Annotated in this window: 14 protein-coding genes; 7 read left to right on the top strand and 7 right to left on the bottom strand. The window is 71.5% G+C overall.

Annotated features, from left to right (window positions below):
* The first annotated feature begins 67 nt into the window (after positions 1–67).
* Together AB0C01_RS24575 and AB0C01_RS24570 are read left to right on the top strand one after the other, a co-directional pair.
* The gene (locus tag AB0C01_RS24575) at positions 68–472 is read left to right on the top strand and encodes a hotdog domain-containing protein (protein WP_357248688.1); all 405 of its coding nucleotides are present in this window, start codon (positions 68–70) and stop codon (positions 470–472) included.
* Complete coding sequence (locus AB0C01_RS24570) at positions 469–1299, top strand: MBL fold metallo-hydrolase (RefSeq protein WP_357572207.1); 831 nt, start codon at positions 469–471, stop codon at positions 1297–1299. The genes AB0C01_RS24575 and AB0C01_RS24570 overlap by 4 nt, the downstream gene beginning before the upstream one ends.
* On the opposite strand, the gene AB0C01_RS24565 is transcribed toward AB0C01_RS24570, so the two are convergent.
* Positions 1296–2231: a PfkB family carbohydrate kinase gene (locus tag AB0C01_RS24565; RefSeq protein WP_357572206.1), complete on the bottom strand. Its 936-nt coding sequence runs from the start codon at positions 2229–2231 to the stop codon at positions 1296–1298. The genes AB0C01_RS24570 and AB0C01_RS24565 overlap by 4 nt on opposite strands.
* A 109-nt stretch (positions 2232–2340) precedes the next feature.
* Complete coding sequence (locus tag AB0C01_RS24560) at positions 2341–3492, bottom strand: XdhC/CoxI family protein (RefSeq protein ID WP_357572205.1); 1152 nt, start codon at positions 3490–3492, stop codon at positions 2341–2343.
* Positions 3493–3886: 394 nt separating this feature from the next.
* Between AB0C01_RS24560 and AB0C01_RS24555 the strand changes: the two genes are divergently transcribed.
* Entirely contained in the window at positions 3887–4984 is a 1098-nt protein-coding gene (locus AB0C01_RS24555; protein ID WP_357248812.1) for a lytic polysaccharide monooxygenase, read from the top strand.
* 81 nt (positions 4985–5065) lie between these two features.
* Here AB0C01_RS24555 and asnB read toward each other — a convergent pair whose 3' ends face one another.
* The gene (gene asnB / locus AB0C01_RS24550) at positions 5066–7027 is read right to left on the bottom strand and encodes an asparagine synthase (glutamine-hydrolyzing) (protein WP_088951893.1); all 1962 of its coding nucleotides are present in this window, start codon (positions 7025–7027) and stop codon (positions 5066–5068) included.
* A 132-nt stretch (positions 7028–7159) separates the two neighbouring features.
* Between asnB and AB0C01_RS24545 the strand changes: the two genes are divergently transcribed.
* The 3 genes from AB0C01_RS24545 (at position 7160) to AB0C01_RS24535 (ending at position 13210) form a co-directional block, all read left to right on the top strand.
* Positions 7160–8641 (top strand): aminopeptidase P family protein, encoded by a 1482-nt coding sequence (locus tag AB0C01_RS24545; protein WP_357248700.1) that lies wholly within the window; start codon positions 7160–7162, stop codon positions 8639–8641.
* A gap of 412 nt (positions 8642–9053) precedes the next feature.
* Complete coding sequence (locus AB0C01_RS24540) at positions 9054–11255, top strand: hypothetical protein (protein ID WP_357572204.1); 2202 nt, start codon at positions 9054–9056, stop codon at positions 11253–11255.
* Between the two features lie 302 nt (positions 11256–11557).
* The gene (locus AB0C01_RS24535; protein ID WP_357248706.1) at positions 11558–13210 is read left to right on the top strand and encodes a hypothetical protein; all 1653 of its coding nucleotides are present in this window, start codon (positions 11558–11560) and stop codon (positions 13208–13210) included.
* Between the two features lie 72 nt (positions 13211–13282).
* Here the strand turns inward: AB0C01_RS24535 and pulA are convergent, their stop codons facing one another.
* The 4 genes from pulA to AB0C01_RS24515 all read right to left on the bottom strand — a co-directional run bounded on the left by pulA (position 13283) and on the right by AB0C01_RS24515 (position 21311).
* On the bottom strand, positions 13283–18778 hold the full coding sequence (gene pulA, locus AB0C01_RS24530) for a pullulanase-type alpha-1,6-glucosidase (protein WP_357572203.1): 5496 nt from the start codon (positions 18776–18778) through the stop codon (positions 13283–13285).
* 109 nt (positions 18779–18887) lie between these two features.
* A complete protein-coding gene (locus AB0C01_RS24525; protein ID WP_357248712.1) occupies positions 18888–19580 on the bottom strand; it encodes a cellulose binding domain-containing protein in 693 nt (230 codons plus the stop codon).
* A 93-nt stretch (positions 19581–19673) separates the two neighbouring features.
* Positions 19674–20309 carry a hypothetical protein gene (locus AB0C01_RS24520; RefSeq protein WP_357572202.1) on the bottom strand — a complete coding sequence of 212 codons (636 nt, stop codon included), beginning with the start codon at positions 20307–20309 and terminating at the stop codon, positions 19674–19676.
* Between the two features lie 225 nt (positions 20310–20534).
* Positions 20535–21311 (bottom strand): hypothetical protein, encoded by a 777-nt coding sequence (locus AB0C01_RS24515; protein ID WP_357572201.1) that lies wholly within the window; start codon positions 21309–21311, stop codon positions 20535–20537.
* 19 nt (positions 21312–21330) lie between these two features.
* Here AB0C01_RS24515 and AB0C01_RS24510 point away from each other — a divergent pair, with 19 nt between their 5' ends.
* A complete protein-coding gene (locus AB0C01_RS24510) occupies positions 21331–21519 on the top strand; it encodes a hypothetical protein (RefSeq protein WP_357248815.1) in 189 nt (62 codons plus the stop codon).
* The last annotated feature ends 600 nt before the right edge of the window (positions 21520–22119 follow it).

Here is a 22119-nt window from a genome sequence, read left to right as displayed (position 1 = left end):
CGGGTGGGTGCGCCCGGATCGCCGGGCGCGTGCTCACCGTGTCCGGCGAACACCTAGGCTGACGACCATGCAGGAGCAGCCCGAGCCGGCCTTCACGCCGGGTCTGACCGCCCAGGTCGAGTTGACCGTCACCGACGCGGACACCGCCCAGGCGGTCGGTTCCGGGGACGTACCGGTGCTGGGCACTCCCCGGGTGCTGGCGCTGGCCGAGGCGGCCACCGTCGCGGCGACGACGACCGGGATGCCGCCCGGGTCGACGACCGTGGGCACCCGGGTCGAGTTGGAGCACCTGGCGCCGACCGTGGTCGGCCGGACGGTCCGCGCGCAGGCGCTGCTGGCAACCGTCGACGGTCGCCGGCTGTCGTTCGAGGTCACGGTCAGCGACGGTGACCAGACGGTGGCCCGGGGTCGGGTGGACCGGATCCTGGTGGACCGGCAACGCTTCGTCGAACGCGCCGGGCGTTCGTCGTGACCACCGGGTTCGTCGAGGTCGCCGACCGGGTGCACGTGCTTCGCGAACCACTGCTGCGGGTCAACGTCACACTCGTCGTCGGGGACGACGAGGCGCTGCTGGTGGACACGCTCTCGTCGGCCGCGCAGGCCACCGACCTGGCCGCGGCCGTCCGGGCGATCACCGACCGCCCGTTGACGCTCGTCAACACCCACCACCACTACGACCACTGTTTCGGCAACGCCATCCTGGCCGGCGACCCGCCCCGCCCGGTGTACGCGCACGAGCTGGCCGCCACGGCGCTGCGCACGGACCCGGAGGGGCTGCGCCGGGAGGCGTACGCGGAGCTGCGCGAGGAGCATCCCGAGCTCGCCGCCGAGCTGGCCGACACCCCGCTGCTCGCCCCCACGCACACCGTGCACACCGAGACGTCGCTCGATCTGGGTGGCCGGCGGGTGCTGCTGCGCCACCCGGGGCGGGGGCACACCGACGCGGATCTGGTGGTGCACGTGCCGGACGCCGACGTGCTCGTCGCCGGGGACCTGGTGGAGCAGAGCGGGCCGCCCGCCTTCGAGGACGCGTACCCCCTGCGGTGGCCGGACGCGGTCGCGGACCTGCTGCGGCTGACCACCGCGCGCACGGTGGTGGTGCCGGGTCACGGCGACCCGGTGGACGTCGAGTTCGTCCGCGCCCAACATGCCGACCTGGTGCGGTTGGCCTGGCTGATCCGGGCCGCGCACACCGGCAGCGCGCCGCCCGAGAGGGTGGCCGCGGAGGCTCCCTTCGGCGCCCGCGCCGCCCTGGTCGCCGCCCGCCGCGGCTACCGCGAACTGGACGGCGAGGCCTAACCCGGGAAGCGGCGGTCGACGTCGGCGCGGGTGGGCATGGCGGTGGCGCCACCCGGGCGCTCGCAAACCAGGCCCGCCACCCGCAGCGCGAACGCGACCCGCTCGACCCACCCGGCCGGGGAGTCCGGTTCGCCGTCGTTGAGCAGGTCGGCGATCAGCGCGGCCAGCACCGAGTCGCCGGCGCCGGTGGCGTCGACCGCGTCGACCTTCGGGGCCGGCACCCGGACCGGGTCGGCGTCGGCGGCGGCCAGCACCGCGCCGGCCGCGCCGAGCGTCACCACCACCGTGGCGGCCCCCAGCTCGCGCAGGTACGCGGCCACCCCCTCGACCGGTTCACCGGGGTAGAGCAGCCCAGCGTCGGCGGAGCTCAGCTTGACCAGGTGCGCGCCGGGGGCGAATTCGGCCACCACCTGGCGGAGCCCGTCCAGCGCCTCCGGCCCGGTCAGCACCCGGGGGCGCACGTTCGGGTCGAAGACCCGCAGACCCGTGGCAAGCGACCAGGCGCGCCGGGCGGCGGCCAGCGGGCCGGGCTGGAGCAGCGCGATCGAGCCGCAGGAGAGCACGTCGGCGCCCTCCACCAGCGCGAGATCCAGGTCGTCGGGGCCGAGCAGGCCGTAGGACGCCGGTTCGCCGTAGAAACGGAAGTCGGGTTCCGGCCCGGCGTAGGTGACCACCGCGAGCGTGGTCGGCGCCGGCACCGTCACCGCACCGGCCACCCCGACGTCGGCCGCGGTGAGGAAGGCGCGGATCCGGCCGCCCAGCACGTCGTCGCCGAGGGACCCGACGAACTGTGCCGCACCGCCGAGGCGGGCCACCCCGACGGCCACGTTGAGCGGCCCGCCGCCGATCGCCTGCCGGTAGACCCGCTCCCCGTCGCGCTCGGTGTCGAGCAGGTCGACGAGTGCCTCGCCGAGTACCACCGCGTACCCCATGCCGATCCTCTCGTCGTCACCAACCACCGGCCGCCGCACGCCGAGCCGATCGCCGTGCCCCCAGGCTGGCACAGCGCGCCGCTCGGCGGGCACCGAAGCGGTGCACGGGCTACCCGGGCCGGTGGACCGGCCCGTCGAGCGCCGCGAGGGGGCGACCGGTGCCACCCCAGCGGGCCGCGACGATCTGCGCGGCCACACTCACCGCGGTCTCCTCCGGGGTACGACCACCGAGGTCCAACCCGATCGGCGAGGCGAGCCGGGCGAGCTGCTCCGCGCCGAGCCCCGCCTCGCGCAGCAGTTTGTGCCGCTCGTCGTGGGTGCGCCGCGAACCCATCGCGCCGACGTACGCCAACCGGTGGCGCAACGCCAGTTCCAGCACCGGCACGTCGAACTTCGGATCGTGGGTGAGGACACACACCACGGTCCGCCCGTCGGTCCGGCCCGCGTCCAATTCCGTTCGCAGGTAGCGGTGCGGCCACTGCACCACCACCTCGTCGGCCTCGGGGAAGCGCCGGGCGGTGGTGAAGACTCCTCGGGCGTCGCAGACGGTGACCCGGTAGCCGAGGAACGCGCCGATCCGGGCCACCGCGGCGGCGAAGTCGATCGCCCCGAAGACGATCATCCGAGGCGGGGTGGCGTACGCGGTCACGAAGAGGCTGATGCCGCTGCCGCGCCGCTGCCCGTGGTAGCCGTACCGGAGCACCCCGCTGTGCCCGGCGGCGAGCAGCCCGAGGGCGTCGACGCGGGCGGCGTCGTCGAGCCGGTCGTCACCCAGCGACCCGATCGACTGCTGGCCGGTCAGCACCAGTCGCCGGCCCAACCGTCGAGCCGGATCGGTCGGCGCCGCGCCCGGTGGATCGCCGGCGTCGGCGGCCACGCAGGTGACCACCGCCGCCGGTTGGCCGTCTCGGCGGGCGGCGGCGACCGCCGCCAGCCCCGGCAGGGCGCTGGCCTCGACGCGCTCCACGAACACGTCGAGGATGCCACCGCAGGTCAGACCCACGGAGTACGCGTCGTCGTCGCTGATGCCGTACCGGATCAGCTCGGCGGCGCCGGTGTCCAAGACCCGGCAGGACCGTTCGTAGAGGTCCGCCTCGACGCAGCCGCCGGAGACGCTGCCGGTGACCGTGCCGTCGGTCGCCACCGCCATCGCCGCGCCGGGCGGTTGCGGTGCGGAGTGCCAGGTGGCCACGACGGTGGCCAGCGCGACCGGCTCACCGGCGCGGCACCGGCGGTGCACCTCGTCGAACACGTCCGGCACCGGCCGCCACCTCTCCGCCTCCGTCGTCCCCGTCCGCAGGATATGGCGTTGAACGGCGGCCGGTGGGTCAACTCATCCATCGAGGGACAGCTATTGCGCTGGCGTGGCGTGGCGTGATGGGATGACGTGTACCGGGCGGTGCGAGGGCTGCCGCGCCACCGGTTGCCGGGTTCGACACACGCGAGGGCGCCGGTCCCTGACAGGACCGTTGATGGCACGCGTCCACCGGCTGGGCTTCGCCGGGGCACGTCGCCGTGATCGTCGCACCGCTCATTTCAGCGGGGCGAGCAGGCCACGTCCCGTCCGTTCGCGGCGGGGCGGCTCGGGCGGCGCGCCTCGCGAGTCAGGAGAACCCGTGAACCGTTCCCGTACGGCCGCGTTGCTCACCGCGGCCATGACCCTCGCGCTGGGCGCTGTCGCCCTGGCGTCCAGTCCCCAGCCGGCCGCCGCGCACGGCGCGGCGATGACCCCGGGCAGCCGCACCTACCTGTGCTGGCAGGACGGCAAAAGCCAGACCGGTGAGATCCGGCCGAACAACCCCGCGTGCTCCGCCGCGGTGGCGCAGAGCGGGGCGAACTCGCTCTACAACTGGTTCAGTGTGCTGCGTTCCGACGCTGGCGGCCGCACCACCGGCTTCATCCCGGACGGGCAGCTGTGCAGCGGCGGCGCCACCGGTTTCCGCGGCTACGACCTGCCCCGCACCGACTGGCCCCTGACCCACCTGACCGCCGGGTCGCGGCTGGACTTCAAGTACAGCAACTGGGCGCACCACCCGGGCACGTTCTACTTCTACGTGACCAAGGACAGCTGGAGCCCGACCCGGGCCCTGGCCTGGAGCGACCTGGAGCAGCCGTTCCTCACGGTGACCAACCCGCCGCAGCGCGGCGCGGTCGGCACCAACGACGGGCACTACTACTTCAGCGGCAACCTGCCGTCGGGTAAGAGTGGCCGGCACATCATCTACTCCCGCTGGGTGCGCTCGGACTCGCAGGAGAACTTCTTCGGTTGCTCCGACGTGACCTTCGACGGCGGCAACGGTCAGGTGACCGGGGTGGGTCCGGGTACCGGTTCGCCGTCGCCCGACCCGACGACCCCGCCGCCGGACCCGACCACCCCGCCGCCCAACCCCACCACGCCGCCGCCGGACCCGACGACCCCGCCGCCGAACCCGACCACGCCACCGCCGGGCGGTGACTGCATGGCGGTCTACAAGGTGAGCAGCGCCTGGCAGGGCGGATTCCAGGGCGAGGTCACGATCATGAACCACGGCAGTACGCCGTTCAATGGCTGGACCGCGAGTTGGACCTGGCCGAACGGGCAGGCGATCAGTCAGATCTGGGGCGCCACCCAGACGTCGTCCGGCTCGTCGGTGACGGCGACGAACGTCAATTACAACGGCACAGTCGCACCGGAGGGCACCACCACGTTCGGCTTCCTGGCCAGCAGCACAGGAACGAACGGACTCCCGACGGTCACCTGCGCCCGCAAGTAGCCGCCACCCCCTGAAACGATCAAGAGGTTTGCGTCATCCGGAGTCGTTCCGGTGACGCAAACCTCTTGGTCGTTGTGGGTGTCAGCGGACCATGGAACCGACCACCGGCTTCGTGAGCAGGGCGGACTGGTTGCGCTGGATGCCCGGGTCGAGGGTCTTGGCCACGAAGATCGCGTGCCAGATGCAGAAGATCAGCACCGTCCACACCTTGCGGGAGTGGTCGGCCTCCTCCCGCTTGTGCTCGTCGAGCAGCCGCAGCGCGTACGACAGGTCGAGCAGGTCACCCGCGCCCGAGGTGCTGAGCACGTGCCGGGCCCACTCGTACATCTCGCCGCGCAGCCAGACCCGGGTGGGGGTCGGGAAGCCCAGCTTCTTGCGGTTGACGATGGCCGGCGGCACGACACCCTGCAACGCCTGACGCATCGCGTACTTGGTGGCGTCGGAGCGCGGCGGCAGCTTCAGGTCCACCGGGATCTTCGCCGCGACGTCGAACACCTCGCGGTCGAGGAACGGCACCCGCACCTCCAGCGAGTGCGACATCGAGATCCGGTCGGCCTTGACCAGGATGTCGCCGCGCAGCCAGGTGTAGAGGTCGACGTACTGCATCTTGGTGACGTCGTCCAGCTCGGTGCACTCGGCGTAGATCGGGGCGGTGACGTCGGTGTAGCGCACCGAGGGGTCGTAGCGGCGCATCAGGTGCTGCTTCTCCTCCTCGGTGAACATCCGCGCGTTGCCGTAGTAGCGCTCCTCGATCGGGGTGGTGCCCCGCTCCAGGAAGCTCTTGCCCTTGACGCCCTGCGGGATCGCCTTGGAGACCGCGCGCAGACCCTTCTGCACCCCGCCGGGCAGGCCGTTGACGGTGCCCAGCGACAGCGGCTCCCGGTAGATCGTGTAGCCGCCGAAGAACTCGTCCGCGCCCTCGCCGGAGAGCACCACGGTGACGTGCTCGGCGGCCTTCTTGGCCACGAAGTAGAGCGGCACCAGCGCCGGGTCGGCCACCGGGTCGTCCAGGTGCCAGACGATCTTCGGCAGCGCGTCGATCATGTCCTGCGGACCGATCTTGGTGGGGATCGTCGTGACGTCCAGGTGCCGCGCCGACTCCTGGGCGACGTCGATCTCGGAGTAACCCGGGACGTCGTAGCCGACGGTGAAGGTGAGGATGTTCGGGTTGAACTCCCGGGCCAGCGCCACCACCGCGGTCGAGTCGATGCCACTGGACAGGAACGAGCCGACCGGCACGTCGGAGCGCATGTGCATGCGCACGCTCTCCCGCAGCGTCTCCCGGATCTCGTGGTACAGCTTCTGCTCGTCGTCAACCGGCGCCGGCCGGAACACCGGCCGATACCACCGCCGTACGTCGATGCGCCCACCCGGGGTCCAGTTCAGGTACTCCCCCGAGCCGATCCGGCTGATGCCCTTGTGCAGGGTGCCGGGCTCCGGGACGTACTGAAGGGTCAGGTAGTGGCTCAGGTTGGCCGTGTCGACGCCCGCGTCACCCTGGTAGTTGCTGTGCGCGAACGGCAGCAGCGCCTTCTTCTCCGACGCCAGGTAGAGGCCGTCGGCGGTCTCCAGGTAGTGCATCGGCTTGATGCCGAAGTAGTCGCGGGCACCGAACGCGCGCCGCTCCTGCCGGTCCCAGATGACGAAGGCGAACATGCCCCGCAGCCGGGTGAGCACCTGCTCGCCCCAGAAGTGGTAGCCGGCGACGATCACCTCGCCATCACCGGCGGTGGCGAACTGCGCGCCGAAGTTCCTGATCAACTCCTCGCGCAGCTCGATGTAGTTGTAGATCTCACCGTTGAAGGTGAGCAGGTAACGGCCGTTCGCGTAGGGCAGCGGCTCGTGGCTCGACGCGACGTCGATGATGGCCAACCGCTTGTGGGCGAACACGCCGTCCGCGTACCGGCCGGAAGCGTCGCCGACCACCTCGACCCCGGTCTCGTCGGGGCCGCGGTGGTGCAGGCATTCCAACGCTCCGGCGATGTGGTCGCGATGCGCTGCGGCGTTGCCGTTCGCGCTGAAGAAGGCCAGAAGTCCGCACATGGTGGCCATCTTTCCACGCGCGCTGTCGGCCCTTGCAGCCGTCCGTCGATCCACCCGACTCCCGGGGGCGTCAGCGCGAACCGGGGCGCGCGGTACCGTCGGGATCAGCAACGAGGCGGAGGGAGCGGCGCAATGACCGAGGGACAAACCGACGGTACGCCGACGGACGGCACGGAATCGCACGATCCGGACTTCCCGGAGGCGTTCCTGTCCTTCATGCGGCAGGGCTGGCGCGACACCGCGCTCCCCGTGTCGCCCCGGCCGGAGACGCCGAACTACGCCAAGCGGCGCGCCGCGCTCTCGGCGGCCTTCCCCGGCGAGACGCTCGTCATCCCCACCGGCACCGAGAAGGTCCGGGCCAACGACACCGACTACCCGTTCCGGCCGGGCAGTGACTTCGCCTACCTGACCGGCGACCACGACGCCGACAGCGTGCTGGTGCTGCGCCCCAACGGCTCCGGGCACGACGCGACGCTGTACATGCGGCCCCGATCGTCCCGGGAGACCGACGAGTTCTTCCGCAGCCGCAACGGCGAGCTGTGGGTGGGCCGGCGGCACACGCTCAGCGAGAAGTCGACCGAGCTGGGCCTGCCCACCGCCGACCTGACCGGCCTGGAGGCGACCCTCGCCGACCTGGCGCCGGGGCGTACCCGGGTGTTGCGCGGTTTCGACGCCCAGGTGGACGCGGCCGTCCGCGCCTACGACGGCCCGCGCGCCGAGGGCCAGCCGGCCCGCGACCGGGAGCTGGCGATCGCCATCTCGGAGATGAAGCTGGTCAAGGACGAGTGGGAGATCGGCCAACTCCAGGACGCGATCGACGCCACCGTCCGCGGCTTCGAGGACGTGGCCCGGATCCTCCCGGCCGACCGCGCGGTGTCCGAGCGGCTCCTGGAGGGTGTCTTCGCGCTGCGGGCCCGGCACGACGGCAACGACGTCGGGTACAGCTCGATCGTCGGCGCCGGCGAGCACGCCACGATCCTGCACTGGGTGCACAACCACGGCGCCACCCGACCGGGTGACCTGCTGCTGATGGACATGGGCGTCGAGGGCCGCAACCTCTACACCGCCGACGTCACCCGGGTCCTGCCGGTCAACGGCCGGTTCACCGCGCTGCAACGCCAGGTCTACGACATCGTGTACGCCTCGCAGCAGGCCGGCATCGACGCCATCCGCCCCGGAGTGACGTTCAAGGACGTCCACCTGACCTGCATGCGGGTGCTCGCCGAGGGCCTGTCCGAACTGGGCCTGCTGCCGGTGAGCGTGGACGAGGCGATGGACGAGAAGTCGACCGTCTACCGGCGGTGGACGCTGCACGGCTTCGGCCACATGCTCGGCATCGACGTGCACGACTGCTCCAACGCCCGCAAGGAGACCTACCGCGACGGCGCGCTGGGCGAGGGCTACGTGCTCACCGTCGAGCCCGGCCTGTACTTCCAGCCGGAGGACGAGCTGGTCCCCGCCGAGCTGCGCGGCGTGGGCATCCGGATCGAGGACGACGTACTGGTCACCGCGTCCGGCGCGGTGAACCTGTCGGCCGGGCTGCCCCGCACCTCCGACGAGGTGGAGACCTGGCTGGCCGAGCAGCGTGAGGCCGGCCCCCGCCTGCCCGGCTGACCGTCGCACCAGCCCCGCCGCCCGACCACCGCACCGGCGCCGCCGCCAGCCGACCACCGGCCCGGCGACGCCGGTGCGCTGTTGTCGACGAGCTCCGGCCCAGCGCCGGTGCGCCGGTGTTGACAAGACCTCCGGCCCGGCCCAGCGCCGGTGCGCCGGTGTTGACAAGACCTCCGGCTCGGCCAAGCACCGTGCTGCGCCGCCCGGGCAGCGGCAGCCCGCACCCGTGGCGGCCGACCACTCCCGTGATCCACTCGGCTTCACGGAAACCGCCCCATCCAGACCGCACGAACACCGCCCTGTACTGAAACCCGAGTGGATCACGCCCTTGGGCACCGCCTGCGGCGTGGGCGGCGGGCGGCCCGTGGGTCGGTGGGCGGCACGTGGATCGGTGGGCGTTGCCTGTCCCGCGATGGCGGTGACATTCGCCCGTCAGAGCCGCCTTTGCGCTGCTCACGCCCTTTTCACCGGCCCGGACCGCCTGCCCGGCCTCATCCGGCCTGCGCCAAATGCGGGGTTATCTCGGATAAGTCCGCGTCGCGAAGATGGTTCTCATACGGTGGGGATCAGAGGCTGCAACCCATTTGTAGCTGGTCGTGGCGCCTCGGGCGGTGCGATCCCGTCTGGTAGCAGGAGAGGGCGGAAGGCTCTGATGTCCAACGACGTAACGAGTACCGACGGCGGGGCCTCGACAGCTCCGCCGACACGACGACGGCGGGCGCTGTGGGTCGCCGGCGTTGCCGGGTTGACCGGCGTGGTCGGCCTGGCGGCCCTCGGCGGTGTGGCCGCCCGGGATGACAAGCCCAAATCCGACCAGGTGTCCGACGCGCAGCCGTCGACCAACCGGCAGAACGTCAGCGACGCTGGCGGCGCGGACGAGAACGGCGCCAAGGAAACCGACGCTCAGGACCACGAGTGGGGCGGCGACGACTGGAGCGGCTTCGACGACCGGTCCGGCGACGACAAGCGCCAAGGCGACAAGCGCCAGGACGACAAGCGCGACGAGAAGGACCGCGGCAGGCAGGTCCCGTGCGACACCGACAAGCTGATCCAGGCGATCACCTTCGCCAACAACGAGGACGGCGGCGTGTTGGATCTGGCCAAGGGCTGCACCTACACGCTGACCCGTAACCAGGACGGCAACGGCCTTCCGGTGATCACCGAGAACATCACCCTGAAGGGCGAGCACACCACCATCGGCCGGGAGGCCACCGCCGACGAATTCCGCATCCTCAACGTCGGCCCCGGCGGGCGTCTCACCCTCAAGGGCCTGAGCATCAGGGGCGGCCAGACCCTGCAGTCCCCGATAACCGCCGACCCGGCGGCGGTCTGGGCGCCGTACTCGGCGCTGACCCGCTCCACCGCCACCGGCACGGCAGCGAAGCCCGCACCGGCACCGGCGACGAAGGCAGCACCGGCGACCAAGGCAGCACCCGCCAAGGCCGCCGCACCAGCGGCCAAGGCGGCACCAGCCGCCAAGGCGGCACCAGCCAAGCCCGCCGCAACAACAGCGGCCAAGGCGGCAGCGAAGCCCGCCGCGACAACGGCCGCCAAGGCAGCACCCGCCGAGGCACCCGCGGCCAAGGCGGCACCCGCCGAGGCACCCGCGGCCAAGGCGGCATCAGCAACCAAGGCCGGACCGGCCACGGCAGCGGCAACAACGGCCGTCCAGGCCGCACCGGCCATGCCCGTGCTGGCGAAGCCGGCGCCGGCCGGGTCGGCGGTGACGCCGCTGGTCGAGGAGCCCGGGTTCACCGACGGTGCCGGGGTGCTGGTGCAACCCGGTGGTCGGGCCGAGATCCTGGACAGCGAGTTGCTCTACAACCAGTCCGGTAGCAACGGCGGTGGGCTGGCCAACTTCGGCAGCACCAGGCTCAGCAAGACGACGGTCGCGCACAACACCGCCTTCTTCGCCGGCGGCGGCATCTTCAACGCCGGCGTACTCCAGGTCGACGAGTCGAAGATCAAGGACAACACCGCGATCATCGGTGGCGGTGGCATCTCCAACGGCGCGCCGGCGATCCGCAGCGAGGGTGTTGTGGGCGGTTCGGTCTGGGTCTACAAGAGCGAGGTCACCGACAACGAGACGCTCGGCTTCGGCGGCGGCGTGCTGGATGTCGAGGGCACCACGACGCTGCACCAGACGACGGTCGGTGACAACACCGCGGCGCTCGAGGGTGGTGGCATCGCGGTGGCGGACAGCCAGCTCACCCTCAAGGACGCCACGGTGGTCAGGAACAGCACCGCTCGCGAGGGTGGCGGCCTGTTCGTGAGCTCCGACAGCGTCGCGACGATCGAGAGCAGCAGGATCAAGGACAACACCTCGATCTTGTGGGGCGCCGGCCTCTACAACGACGACGGCGTCACCACGCTGCGCGACAGCGAAGTGGTGGGCAACCGGGCCGTCGGTCCGATCGCCCGCGGCGGCGGCATCGTCAACGCCGACGGGAGCGAGGTCAGACTCCACCGGACGACTGTGGCGCACAACTTCTCCACCCTTGAGCCGGGGGGCATCTTCAACAGCTTCGGCGGCACCGTGACGCTTGATGACGAGTCCGCGGTCACCGCCAACCGCCCGACCAACTGCTTCAACGTTTCGGACTGCTTCGCCTGATCGGGTGGGGCTGAACCACATAGAGAGGTACGCCCCTCCGTGCCGTCACCGGCTCGGAGGGGCGTACCCGTTTTGGCAGGTCAAGAGGGTTCTACGGCCGTCCTGGGCGGCAGTGGGTCCGGCGGGGTGTCCCGGCCCTTCCCGACGCAACATGAACCGAATGTGGGGTTCTCTCGGATAAGCCCGCGAGGCGAGGAACCTTCTCATACGGTGGTTTTGGGAGCTACAACCGATTTGTAGCAGGGGACACCCGTCTGACGGCGGCGACCCTGTCTGGTACGAGGAGAGGGCAGAGAGCTCCGATGTCCAACTACCTAACGAACAACGAAGCCTCCGGGCGGGCGACGGCCAAGCGCCGCCGCAAGCTCTGGCTCGCCAGTGGCGTGGCCGGTTTGACGGGCGTGATCAGTCTCGCGGCGGTTGGCGTCGCGGGCAGCGCCGGAGCGGTCGGCCTGAACTGGAACACCGCGCAGGTCAGCAAGGACGGCGACCAGCGGGGTGACGAGGCGCGCGACTGGGACAAGGACGAGGACCGGAACAAGGACCGGGACAAGGACAAGGACAAGGACCGGGACAAGGACCACGAGCGCGGGAAGGAGGTGCCCTGCGACACCGACAAGCTGATTCAGGCCATCGTGTTCGCCAACAACAAGCACGGCGGTGTGCTGGAGCTGGCCAAGGGCTGCACCTACAACCTGACCCGCAACGACTACGAGGGCAACGGCCTTCCGGTGATCACGGAGCACATCACCCTCAAGGGTGAGCACACCACGATCTCCCGGGAAGCCACGGCCGACTACTTCCGCATCCTCAACGTCGGCGCCGGTGGTCACCTCACCATCAAGGGCCTGACCATCAAGGGTGGCCAGACCCTCGAGCTGGAGAACGGCGTCGAGCCGGCCGCGGTCTGGGCGGCCTACTCGGACTCCGAGGCGCTCGCCGCGCAGGTGAAGGCGGGCACCCCGTTGGCCCAGGCGCTCAGCACCCGACAGGCCAACCCGAAGGCAGGCCTGAAGGCCGCGCCGAAGGTCACCAAGAAGGTCACGCCGGGCGTCGTCACGCCGCTCGTCGAGGAGCCGGAGGAGAACGACGGCGCCGGCATCCTGGTCCAGCCGGGCGGCACCGCCGAGATCCTGGAGTCCGAGGTCGTCCTGAACCAGTCCGGCGGCAACGGCGGCGGTGTGGCCAACTTCGGCACCACGAAGATCTGGCACAGCACCGTCACCCGTAACACCGCCTTCTTCTTCGGTGGCGGTGTCTTCAACGCCGGCCTGCTCAAGGTCGAGGAGTCGAAGATCACCGACAACACCGCCGTCATCGGTGGTGGCGGTATCTCCAACGGCGCCGCGGAGATCTTCACCGACGACGTCAACGGTGGGACCGTCGAGCTCAAGAAGGCCGAGATCACCGACAACGAGACGCTCGGCTTCGGCGGCGGCTACCTCGACATCGAGGGCAACACCACGGCGTACGAGACGAAGTTCGCCTCGAACACCGCGGTCCTCGCCGGTGGCGGCCTCGCGGCGGCGGACAGCCAGCTCAACCTGCACCACGTCGTGATCGAGAAGAACAGCACCGCCGGTGTCGGTGGTGGTGTGGCCATCGCCTTCGACAGCGCGGTCACGTTCGAGAAGAGCGCCGTCAAGGACAACACCGCCGGCTTCTTCGGCGGCGGGCTCTTCAACGCTGGCAGCGTCACCACGCTGCGCGACAGCGAGGTCGTCGGCAACCGGGCCGTGGGTCCGATCGGGGTCGGCGGCGGCATCTTCAACATCTTCGGCGAGGTCAACCTGTCGAAGACGAAGGTCGCCCACAACTTCTCCACCTTCGAGCCGGGCGGTGTCTTCAGCTTCTTCGGAGAGGTGAACGTGGACGACAAGTCCGCCATCACCGCGAACCGTCCGACGAACTGCCTGGCCATCCCGGGCGGCAGCATCGAGAACTGCTTCGCCTGATCGAAGAGGTAGCGCCAGCACAACGCACCGGCCCCCTTCCGCGCCACGCGGAAGGGGGCCGGTTCACGTTCACTACCTCTGGACGAACACCGCCACGCTGCGCGCCGGGACGCTGAACGTGCCGGCCGCCCGGTCGAACGAGGCGGTACGCAGCACCGGATCGGCCGAGTCGACGAGCACCGGGTGCAGCGCCACATCCGCACCGCGCAGGTCGGCCACCGTCTGCGTCGCCGTCTCCGGGGTGCCGTTGAAGACGACAGTCACCGACTGCCACGCCCCGCCCAGCCCCCGGGCGTCCAGCGTCATGGTCAGCACGCCCGGCGTCTCCTGCTCCCCGGACAGCGGGAACGCCACCCGCCGCTGCACCTGCTCGGCGGTGGCCAGCCCGAACACCGGCGACGACGCCCGGATGCGCAGCAACTCGGCGTACCGGGCGTTCGTGGTGTTGATCGCCGCGCAGTCCGGCACCAGCGCCGGGTCCGCCAGGAGCGGCAACGCGTACGACCACTTGTCCTCGTTGTCGGGCGAGGGCGGCAGACCGGCGCCGAACCCGTTGCCCCGTTCACAACCCCAGCGGATCTGGTTGAACCAGTCACCGGAGTTGAACGAGTTGCGGTCCAGCGACTTCGACCGCAGCCGCTCGGTGCCGGCGGTGACGAACCCGGTGCCCTGCCCCAGCACCACGCTGCCCAGGGCCAGCACCTGCATCCGGGAGCGGTCCGCCGCCGAGGTGGCCTGCGGCAGCTTGTACGCCAGCGCGTCGTACAGGATCTCGTTGTCGTGCGCGTCGACGTAGGTGACGGCCTCCCCCGGCGCGGCGGTGTAGCCGGCCGGGGAGCCGTTGTAGTCCACCTGCTCCCCGGTGACCTGCCGCCCGGCGGTGTCGGTGAACCGGTAGCCGCGCAGGTTGCCGGTCAGCCCCACCTTGATCAGGTCGTGGGCGTGCAGCAGGCGGGCCTTCTGCTCGGCCGGTGACCCGTTGACCGTGTCGCCGTTCGGGTCGGTGTAGAGCCCGGACGCGAAGCCCTGCACCCGTGGGTTGGTGTCGAACGGCCCGCCGCCGCGCACCGCGTCGCGCAGCCGGTCGTTGAAGGTGCCGATGCCGGTGCCGGCCATGTTGGCCTGGGTGGCCTGGACGAACCGGGCGTCGTTGGCGACCTCGCCGAAGTTCCAGCCCTCGCCGTAGAGCAGGATCGACCGGCCGTCCACGCCGTCGCGGGCGACGGTCAGCCGGTCCAGCGCCGCGCGGACGGACAGGATGTTCGCCTTCGGGTGGTGACCCATCAGGTCGAACCGGAAGCCGTCCACCTTGTACTGCCGCGCCCAGGTGACGAGCGAGTCCACGACCAGCTTGCCCATCATGGCGTGCTCGGGAGCGGTGTTGGCGCAGCAGGTGGAGTTGGCGACCGTGCCGTCCTCCAGCAACCGGTGGTAGTAGCCGGGCACGATCTGGTCGAGCACCGACTTCGGGTCGGTGCCGGCCGCGGCCGTGTGGTTGTAGACCACGTCCATGACGACCCGCAGCCCGGCGTCGTTCGCCCCGGCGACCATCCGCCGGAACTCGGTGGTCCGCGCCGCCCCGGCCGGGTCGACGGCGTAGCCGCCCTCGGGCACGGTGTAGTGCAGCGGGTCGTACCCCCAGTTGTAGCCGTCGGTGTCGGCGACCGCCGCCACGCACTTCTGCTGTTCGGCGGAGTCCGGCGGGAGCGCGGCCAGGTCGCAGGCCGGTTGACGCTGGTCGGCCCGCCGCTCCGGGATCGTCGCGAAGTCGAACGCCGGCAGCAGGTGCAGGTGGCTGACACCGGCGTCACCGAGGGCCTTCAGGTGGGTCATGCCGGCGGTCTTCGGGTCGGTGAAGGCGAGGAACGTCCCCCGCCGCTCGGCCGGCACGGTCTCGTCGGCGATGGAGAAGTCCCGCACCGACAGCTCGGTGATCTGCGCCTTCGCCGGGGGCACCGGAGCCGGTTTGCGCAGCGTCCGCCAGCCCGCCGGGGCCAGCGCCGGGTCGTTCAGGTCGACCAGCTGGCTGTGCGTGGAGTCCGCGGCGAGGGCCACCGAGTACGGGTCGGTCACCGCCGCGGTGACCATCTTCTGCGCGGCGGGCTGCCACGCCCGCACCTGGTACCGGTAGTACTTCCCGACCCAGCTCTGGTCGCCGCGCGCCGACCACACACCGGTGCGGTCGTCGCGCCGCATCGGCACGGTCCTCGGCGCGGCGGTGGGCGAGTCGAACAGCTGCAACGCCACCGTCCGCGCGGTCGGCGCCCACAGCGCGACGCTCGGCGTCCGGCCCGCGAACGTCGGCCCGAGGGTGGCGTCGGCGGCCCGCGCGTACACGTCGTCGAGCACCCCGGGGATCTGCACGCCGGTCGCCGCGAGCAGGGCACCCTCCGCGTCGCGCTCGGTCACCAGCACCTGCCCGCGCAACGCCGCCGGGACCTTGGCCAGGTCGCCCCGGTCCAGGGCGAAGCTGCGGTACGACCACAGGTGCGGGAACCTCGTGCGCTGGGCCTCGGTGAGCCCGTTGCGCTGCGCCCGCAACGGCAACGTCGTGTACGTCCCGGTCAGCTCCCCGTCGGCCACGCCGATACCGCCCTCGGGCGCGACGACGAGCGCGTACGTCCTGCCGTCGGTCGGCGACGTCTGCCACGCCACGGTGGACCTGTCGATCCAGTGTGCCTTCTGCTTGCCGATGTCGGTGTCCCCGCTGGCGGTGGTCGTCGTCGTCGGCAGCAACCGGCCCGGTGTGGCGGCGAGCAGCCACACCTCCCGGCCCGCGCCGGCCAGGTCGAGCCGCTGATCGTCGGGCAGGTCCTTGGTGTCACCGTTGTGGATGATGTAGTTCAGCGCGCTCGCGCCGGCCGCCAGCGGCACCTGGAACACCGCCCCGAACGCGTCGGTCCGGACGGGCTTCAGCGGCGTCGACCACTCGGTCGGGTTGGCCGCGCCGTCCCACACGTGCAGGCCCCAGCCGTCGTAGGTGTTGTCGGCCCGCCGGTAGTGGATCACCGCGGTGCCCTCCTCGACCGGCGGGTCCGGCTCACCGGTGGCTGCCTGCCGGGTCGGGTAGATCGTCGGGTCGCCCTGTTTGAGCCAGATCTCCCCGGTGGAGGTGACGTCGATGCTGCGGTCCTGGGCGACGTCCTTCGTACCAGCCTTGTCGACGACCAGGAAGTTCACCGACGTCGCGCCCGGCTTGAGTTTCACCCACGCGAACCGCCCGTAGGAGTCCTCCCCCGCGAACGGCTGCCCGCTGGGCCACTCGGTGACGTACGCCGGGTCGATGTCACCCCAGGCGTACAGCCCCCAGTCGTCGTACCCACCCGCGGGGCGCTGGTAGTGCACCACCGCCCAGTCCCGCGAACCGCCGGGCGGGGGCGTACCCACGGTGGCGGTGGACCGGGCCGTCGCGGTGCGGCCCCGGCCGTCGCGGACCACCGCCCTGTACTCGATCCGGGTGCCGCCGGCCAGGCCGGTCAGGTCGTGCTGCACGGTGTACGGCGCGTGGTCCGCGCTGCCCAGCAACGTCCACCGCCCACCCGCGACCCGGGCGGCGACGGTGACGGTGGCGAGGGGGTCACCTGTGACCTGGGCGGTGACCGCGGCACGGGTGGCGACCGGCGCGTCCGGGGCCGGGCTGGTGATGGTGACGGTCGGCTTGCCGGCCGCCTGCGCGATGGGGGTGCCGGCCCGGTACACCACCGCCGACAGCGGCGGCACGGTCAGGCTCAGCTTGCCGTCGGCGCCGGCCGTGGCAGTCTGGCTGCCGCCGTAGATGCCGGTGAAGGTTGCGCCGGCCGACCAGGTGTCCACGGTGACAGTCTGCGCGGTGTCGGCGTTGTTCACCGCCACCACGTACTCGGTCCGGTCGGCGGGGGCGATCCGGGACGCGGCGAACACGCCCGGGCCGTCGGCGGCGTACCGGGTGACCTGCACACCGTCGCGCAGCCCGGGGTGCGCCTGGCGCAGCCGGCCCAGCTCGGCGATCGTCCGGTACAGCGGGTGGCCGGTGTCGAACTGGTCGCTGGCGTGGGTGCGGTCGGTGCCGAGCAGGTCGTCGTCGAGGTAGTCGGGCACCTTCGACGCGAACATGTCCTGCCGGGCGTCCTTGTCCCCGCCGGGTCCGGTGAAGCCCTGCTCGTCGCCGGAGTAGATCACCGGTTGACCCCGGGTCAGGAACATCAGCTGGTGCGCGAGCTGGTCGCGGCGCAGGTGGCTGGCCGGGTCGGTGCCACCGCCGGCGATGAACGACCCGATCCGGCCCATGTCGTGGTTGCCGAGGAAGGTGGGCGACCGGCCCGCGTCGGTGTCCCGGGCGGCGTAGAGGTCGTCGCGGGCGTACACGTCGGCGAGCGCCTTCGCCGAGCCGGCGCCGGCGGTGTAGCCGCGCGCGGCCTCCTGGAAGGCGAAGTCGAGAGTCGCCGGCAGGCCACCCTGCCGCACGTAGCGGGAACTGACCTCCGGGTCGGCGCTGTACACCTCACCGAACATGAAGAAGTCCTTCTTGCCGGCCTTCTCGGCGGCCCGCTCGATGCCCTGGCTGAACTGCGGCCAGAACTCCATGTTGACGTGCTTCACGGTGTCCAGCCGGAACCCGTCGACGCCGATCGCGCCAATCCAGTCCCCGTACGCCTTGGTCATCCCCCGGACCACCTCGGGCCGCTCGGTCCACAGGTCGTCGAGGCCGAAGAAGTCGCCGTACTCGCTGTTCTCGCCCGCGAAGGTCGAGTCCCCCCGGTTGTGGTACATGGTCGCGTCGTTCAGCCACGCCGGAACCTTGACGCTCGCGTCACCCGGCTCCGGAAGGACCGGGGTGTACGGGAAGGACTCCTTGTCGACCGGCGGGAACGCGCGGCTGCCGTCCGCGTAGTGGCGATCCTCGAACGCCCGCCCCTGCGCGTCCGTGTACGGCGAGGTCGCCTTGTCCACGTACGCGTACGTGTCCTCGGCGTACTTGATGACGTCGGCGGTGTGGTTGACGATCACATCGAGGTAGATCTTGATGCCGCGCCGGTGGGCGAGCGTGACCAGCCGCTTCATCTCCTCGTTGGTGCCGAAATGCGGGTCCACCTGGGTGAAGTCGGTGATCCAGTAGCCGTGGTAGCCGGCCGAGATGTCGTTGCCGGCACCCTGCACCGGCCGGTTCTTGAAGACCGGGGCGAGCCAGATGGCCGTGGTGCCCATCCCCTGGATGTAGTCCAACCTGTCGATGACGCCCTTGAGGTCACCGCCGTGGTAGAAGCCCTTGTCGGTCGGGTCGAGCCCGGTCCGCAACCGGTCACCGGTCAGCCCGCCCGGGTCGTTGCGGGGGTCACCGTTGGCGAAGCGGTCCGGCAGGACGAAGTAGAACTGCTCGGCGCGCGCCGGGTTGTCGCCCGCCTTGAGCAGCGCCTCGGCGGTGGGTTCGGCACGCCACTGCGCGGCGCCGGTGGGGGCGAACACGGCGGCGTCGGACGACCGGACAGCGGCGGCGGCCGGATGCGCGGCGACCGGAGTGCCGACGAGCGTGAGGGTGAGCAGGGGGACGAGGGCCAGCAGGGCGGTGCGCGGTATCGGCGTGGGTCTCATCGACGCCTTCCTCTGGTCGTGATGCGCCGCACGCTAACCCTTGCCGAAACATTCTGCAATGCCTTGCAAACATGGTCGTAACACAGCAGCATCCTTGCGGAAGCGCCGCTCAGAATCCGCTACAGCGCACCCCGTCGACAGTGCACTCACGGGGGGTGCTGGAGGTCCGCTCCAGGTGGAACCGCAACGACACCGACCCGCCGGGCCGCACGTCCACCCCACTGACGTAGGTGAAACCGTCGCCCGACTGACGAAGCGTCCCCTGTGGCACGCCCTCCACCCAGGTGGTCACCAACCGCCCACCGGAGAACTCCAACCGGACCGTCCACCCACGACTCTGCGAGGACCGGTTGACCATCGACACCTCGCCGATGAAACCCCCGTCGAAGCTCTGCACCACCCGGTACCGCCCACTCATCGCCGGCTGCCCCTGCGGAGCCCGACTCGGTGACCGCGTCACCACCGGCCCACTCCCCGTCGCGCCGACAGACGGGCCGACCGACGGCGACCCCGCCGACGCGCTCGTCGGCAGCCCGCTCGCCCGCCCGGACAACCCCGGCCGCACCGGCGGAGGCGACGACGCCGGGCCGGGAGCGCTCGGCAACCCCACCCCCGTGGGCAGCGGCACCACCGGGGGCACCGGCGCGCCGTCCGGCGCGGGACTACGCCCCCGGTACGCGCCCAGGGCCATGAAGAGCAGGACCACCATCACGAGGACACCAACGCCCACCACGATCCAGGGCGACGACACGATCGCGGCCCGACCGTGCGACAGCCACGGGGCACGACGCATTCCGGACATGTACCTCCCTCAGCGCACCGTCCGGGCAGCCTAGCGATCGGCGGCCGGAGCCGGAAGCGCCAACGACACGCCCCGCCGCGGCACCCTCCCGGCTCAGCCGAGCCGGCAGTCGACCCCGTTGATCGTGCACCGGAGCGGCCGCTGCGCCGACTCACCCCAGCCGACCCGCAGCCGCACCGTCCGAGAGTCACCCGCCTCCAGCGAACGCGTGCCACGCACCACGAACTCGCCGTTCCCCCGGCCCCGCACCGAGACACCCGAGTCGTCAGTGGCCCGCAGAGCCCACAGGTCGTCGTCGAACGCCAACTCCACCGACCAGTCCACCGACCGACCCGACTCGTTCACGATCGACAGCACCGCGGCGTCGCCGTCCCAGCCGTTCTCACCGACCTGGTACCGGGCACCCACCGTGCCGTTCGTCGGCGTGACCGGCACGACCGGCGCCGCCGGAGCACTCGCCCGCACCGGAGTCGGCGAACTGGTCACGGTGGTGGCCCGCGGCGACGGCGTCCGACCACTGCGCGACGGCCGCGGCGACACCGAGCGCCGCTCCACCGCGGCCGAACTTGGCCCACCGGTGGCCGACGAGGCAGCCGGCACGGTCGGCAGGAACACCGTGGGTGCGGCCCGCGGCGCGACGTCCCGCTCCCTGGTCCGGAACGACAGCAGCGCGATCACCAGGAGCACCACCAGCGCACACACACCGAGCAGCACCACGACCCACGGCATCGATGCCAACACCCGCGCCGCTCGTGTCCCTGCCGCACCGTCCGGCCGCACCGCCATCAGGTCTCCCCTCGTCCCCACCGACGCGACAGCGTAGCCAGCACCGCACCCACCGGAAACCCGGCGGGTACGGATCGCGCCAACCGGCCGGCAGGCCACGGAAAACGGCTCGACTCCACCGACGATCCCGGTGGGTCGCGCCCGGCCCAGGCCCCCCGAGGTCACACGTCAGCGCGGCGGCACCCGCACCTCGATTTCGGCACCCAGTCGGGCATCCGCGGCCAACCCCAGGTCGTCACCGCTCCAGAACCGCCCCGGGTCGTACCAGTTCGGACGCCGACCCGCCGGCAGCAACCCCATCGCCTCGTAGGTCACCGCCACCACCTCGGCGCAGTACGCCGTCTCCAGCGCCCGATCCCGCTCCCCGGCCGAGCCAGTCGGGTTGCCGGAGGAGGCCGAGGTGGCGTGGGTGGCCGAGTTGCCCTGGGGAGCCGGGCTGCCCGGGTTGTCCTCGGTGGCCGGGGCTGGCCGAGATGCTGGCCGGCCGGGGAGCGCCAGCGCGGACAGGCGGGGGCGCGGCAGCGACGGCACCCGACCACGCACCCAGCGCCACGCCAACTGCGCCGTCGACGGGAACGGCGTGCCGTCCAACCGCGCGATCGTCCGCAGCACCGCCTGCTCCATCTCCCCGTCGGCAGGCGGGTCGAGTTGCCGCAGCCAGGCCCGTTGGCCGTACCGGTTGGCCCAGACGCAGACCGCGTCGCGCAGGTCGTGCAGTTGGACGCCGCGCTGGTGGGTGCCCGACCACAGATCCGGCAACGACCTGCCCAGCTCCGCGTGCCACATCAACGGCGGCATGTCGTCCAGCACGACCGCCATCCCGACGTGGTTGACCGGGCTGTTGGTAATGGACTGGATCGCCCGGTCCGGCACGCTGCGACCCCGGAACACCCACACGTCGCCGGTACGGGTCAGCTCGACGGCCTCATCCAGGCTGATGCTCATGAGGGACTAGCCTAGGCCGATGCGGCAAGGATTGCGGTGGTGGAAGGTCCTCGGTCTGGCCGGCCTCGCTGGCGTGGCGGCCTCCGGCGTGGTCATCGCGCGGGCCGAACGGCGTCGGCGCGCGTACACCCCGGAGGAAATTCGGCAGCGCCTGCGGGAACGTCACGCCCAGGCCGGCGACGCCGCGAAGTCCGCAGACGGCGCCTGACCACCGACCCCGCCCCTCCCGGTGGACGTCCGCCGCGAGGTGACATCTCTGCCCGGGTCCTCGGGCTCGGGCTCGGGCTCGGGTTGATCGTGCTCGGGTTGATCGTGCTGGATCCTGGTTGTAGTGGTCTCCTGCGCGCGGTGAGGGGCCTGTTTCCTGGATCGAGCACGATCATGGGGTGGGTGTCATCGCCGGGTGTGTCGGAGGCGGTGTCCGGTGTCGCCACCGTGGTCACAACCGGCGCAACATCAGGGAGAACTGCCGCCCCGCTGCGACCTGAGGCAGCACTTTCCCTGATCGTGCGCGGATCGTGCTGTGCGCCGGTTGGGGTGCCCGGGGCGGGGTGTCCGGTTCCGCGGGTCCCGGTGTGAGGTGGCCGTCCGGTTTCGCAACCCGTGTCCGGGGTCGGGGTCACCCTCGCGGCGGAATCGGTGGCCGGGCGGGGTCGTTATACCTGGCAGACCACCGCAGCAGTCAGGCCCACCGCAGCAGTCAGGGTCGCGAGGCGCGGCTCCGGCCGGGAACATCCGTCCGGCCGCCCCGGTTACATCCCCCGCACGCCGAGCACCACCACCGGCCGACCCCCGGGCAGACGGACTG

Source organism: Micromonospora sp. NPDC048905, assembly GCF_040649655.1.
GTDB lineage: Bacteria > Actinomycetota > Actinomycetes > Mycobacteriales > Micromonosporaceae > Micromonospora.
Note: the sequence above shows the minus strand (reverse complement) of the source record. Positions and strands in the feature narration are given on the sequence as shown.

What these genes read in the sequence shown, in the direction of transcription:
- AB0C01_RS24510 (WP_357248815.1), top strand. Translation starts at nt 21,331, where the DNA reads ATGCGGCAAGGATTGCGGTGGTGGAAGGTCCTCGGTCTGGCCGGCCTC.
- AB0C01_RS24555 (WP_357248812.1), top strand. Translation starts at nt 3,887, where the DNA reads ATGACCCTCGCGCTGGGCGCTGTCGCCCTGGCGTCCAGTCCCCAGCCG.
- AB0C01_RS24565 (WP_357572206.1), bottom strand. Translation starts at nt 2,231, where the DNA reads ATGGGGTACGCGGTGGTACTCGGCGAGGCACTCGTCGACCTGCTCGAC.
- AB0C01_RS24545 (WP_357248700.1), top strand. Translation starts at nt 7,160, where the DNA reads ATGACCGAGGGACAAACCGACGGTACGCCGACGGACGGCACGGAATCG.
- asnB (WP_088951893.1), bottom strand. Translation starts at nt 7,027, where the DNA reads ATGTGCGGACTTCTGGCCTTCTTCAGCGCGAACGGCAACGCCGCAGCG.
- AB0C01_RS24535 (WP_357248706.1), top strand. Translation starts at nt 11,558, where the DNA reads ATGTCCAACTACCTAACGAACAACGAAGCCTCCGGGCGGGCGACGGCC.
- AB0C01_RS24575 (WP_357248688.1), top strand. Translation starts at nt 68, where the DNA reads ATGCAGGAGCAGCCCGAGCCGGCCTTCACGCCGGGTCTGACCGCCCAG.
- AB0C01_RS24520 (WP_357572202.1), bottom strand. Translation starts at nt 20,309, where the DNA reads ATGCCGTGGGTCGTGGTGCTGCTCGGTGTGTGTGCGCTGGTGGTGCTC.
- AB0C01_RS24525 (WP_357248712.1), bottom strand. Translation starts at nt 19,580, where the DNA reads ATGTCCGGAATGCGTCGTGCCCCGTGGCTGTCGCACGGTCGGGCCGCG.
- pulA (WP_357572203.1), bottom strand. Translation starts at nt 18,778, where the DNA reads ATGAGACCCACGCCGATACCGCGCACCGCCCTGCTGGCCCTCGTCCCC.
- AB0C01_RS24515 (WP_357572201.1), bottom strand. Translation starts at nt 21,311, where the DNA reads ATGAGCATCAGCCTGGATGAGGCCGTCGAGCTGACCCGTACCGGCGAC.
- AB0C01_RS24540 (WP_357572204.1), top strand. Translation starts at nt 9,054, where the DNA reads ATGGCGGTGACATTCGCCCGTCAGAGCCGCCTTTGCGCTGCTCACGCC.